Origin of the sequence: Pseudomonas sp. AKS31, from assembly GCF_023634765.1 — a bacterium.
Classification (GTDB): Bacteria; Pseudomonadota; Gammaproteobacteria; order Pseudomonadales; family Pseudomonadaceae; genus Aquipseudomonas.
On record NZ_JAMLFX010000001.1, the window covers coordinates 1,064,791 to 1,066,917 of the forward strand.

At 63.0% G+C, this 2,127-nt stretch carries 2 protein-coding genes; both read right to left on the minus strand.

What is annotated here, in order from left to right:
• Positions 1-19: 19 nt before the first annotated feature.
• Entirely contained in the window at positions 20-1,309 is a 1,290-nt protein-coding gene (locus tag M9827_RS04800; RefSeq protein WP_250603857.1) for a M18 family aminopeptidase, read from the minus strand.
• A 117-nt stretch (positions 1,310-1,426) separates the two neighbouring features.
• Positions 1,427-2,062 carry an RluA family pseudouridine synthase gene (locus tag M9827_RS04805; protein WP_250603859.1) on the minus strand — a complete coding sequence of 212 codons (636 nt, stop codon included), beginning with the start codon at positions 2,060-2,062 and terminating at the stop codon, positions 1,427-1,429.
• Positions 2,063-2,127 lie beyond the last annotated feature (65 nt).

The following is a 2,127-nucleotide window of genomic DNA, read 5'->3' on the forward strand; positions in this document are numbered from 1 at the left end:
AACAAGTGGTCCCGAATGGTTAAGGCAAATCGCGGCAGGCGTAGAACGCGCTCAGCACTTTGACCAGGTGCGCCAGGTCATGGCTGCCGCACAGTTCGCGGATCGAGTGCATGGCGAAGGTCGGCAGGCCGATATCGACGGTGCGCACGCCGAGGTGGCTGGCGGTGATCGGGCCGATGGTCGAGCCGCAGCCCATGTCGCTGCGTACCACGAAGCTTTGCACCGGGACTTCTTCGGCCATGCACAGATGGCGGAAGAAGCCGGCGGTTTCGCTGTTGGTGGCGTAGCGCTGGTTGCTGTTGACCTTGATCACCGGGCCGGCGTTGAGTTTCGGGCCGTGGTTGGCGTCGTGCTTTTCCGCGTAGTTGGGGTGCACGCCGTGGGCGTTGTCGGCCGAGACCAGCAGGGATTTCTGGATGGTGCGGACGAACTCGTCACCTTCCGGCAGCAGACGTCGCAGGGTCTGTTCGAGCATCGGGCCATCGGCGCCGCACGCCGAGCAGGAGCCGACTTCTTCGTGGTCGTTGCACACCAGCACGCAGGTTTCGTCGGTTTCAGCGGTGAGCAAGGCTTGCAGGCCGGCGTAGCACGACAGCAGGTTGTCGAGGCGCGCGCCGGCAATGAAATCGCCGTTTAGGCCAATAACTGCAGCACTTTGTGTGTCGTAGAAGCTCAACTCGTAATCGAGCACGACGTCGGCGTTCAAGCCGTGTTCGCGGGCCAGTTGATCGGTGAGCACGGCGCGGAAATCGACGCGCTCGTCACCGGCAAATTGCGCGAGGATCGGTGGCAGTTCGGTCTGCGCGTTGATCGCCCAGCCCTGATTGGCTTCACGGTTGAGGTGAATGGCCAGATTGGGAATGATCGCGATCGGCGCCTTGAAGTCGATCAACTGGCTTTCGACTTTGCCGTCGCGGCGGAAGGTCACGCGGCCGGCCAGCGACAAATCGCGGTCGAACCACGGTGCCAGCAGCGCGCCGCCGTAGACTTCAACGCCCAGTTGCCAGAAGCCCTGGCGTTGCAGTTCCGGTTGCGGCTTGACCCGCAGGCACGGGCTGTCGGTGTGCGCGCCGACCAGACGGATGCCGCCGTGCAGTGGCGACGTGCGGCCCATTTTGATCGCGACGATCGAGGAGTCGTTACGGGTGACGTAATAGCGGCCGTTCGGCTCGGTGGTCCATGGCTCGCGCTCGTCGAGGCGCACGAAACCGGCGGCCTCCAGACGCTGCACCAGACTGGCGGTGGCGTGGAACGGGGTAGGGGAGGCCTTGAGAAAGTCGATCAGGCCTTGGTTCAACTCTTCGCGCATAAGAAACTCCAGACAGCAATGGGCGCGAGTTTAACGCATCGGCCGGGGAATTGAATCTGCACCGGATCCGTGTAGGAGCAGCCTTCGGCAGCTCCTACATGGTTTCGGCGGTGTCTGTCAGAACGGTGCAGGGCACTCGAAGCGCAGGCGTTCGCCGGTTTGCGGATGGGTGAAGCTGAGCATGCTCGCGTGCAGGCACAGGCGTGGCCATGCCGCCAGCGCCTGCTCGTGGGCGTAGAGCCCGTCACCAAGCAGCGGATGCCCGATCGACAGCATGTGCACGCGCAACTGATGCGAGCGGCCAGTGATCGGTGTCAGCTCAACGCGGCACCAGTCACCGCAACGCTCCAGCACACGCCAGAAGGTCAGCGCGTGTTTGCCGAATTCGTGGTCGACCACATGACGCGGCTTGGTCGGTGGGTCGTAACGCAGGGGCAGGTCGATGCTGCCACTGTCGAGTGCCGGCTGACCCCAGGCCATTGCGGTATAGGCCTTTTCGGTTTCGCGGTCGTGAAACTGGCGCGACAGTTCGCGATGCGTGTCGGCGTCACGCGCCAGCAGAATGATGCCGGAGGTTTCCCAGTCCAGGCGATGGACGATGCGCGCTTCCGGGTAGCCGTTTTCCTGCAGACGGGTAATCAGGCAATCCTTGTTGTCGTCGGCGCGACCGGGCACCGAGAGCAGTAACGTCGGTTTGTCGACCACCAGTACGGCGGCGTCCTGATGGATGATGCGGATGTTGGACAGCGGCATTAAAACAGCCTCGTAACAAATGCCAACGGCGGTTCAGGGCCATTCCCGTCTGGGATGGCCCTGAA

Excerpts from the sequence above, each read along its gene's own strand:
- M9827_RS04800 (WP_250603857.1), bottom strand. The coding sequence starts at position 1,309 with ATGCGCGAAGAGTTGAACCAAGGCCTGATCGACTTTCTCAAGGCCTCC.
- M9827_RS04805 (WP_250603859.1), bottom strand. The coding sequence starts at position 2,062 with ATGCCGCTGTCCAACATCCGCATCATCCATCAGGACGCCGCCGTACTG.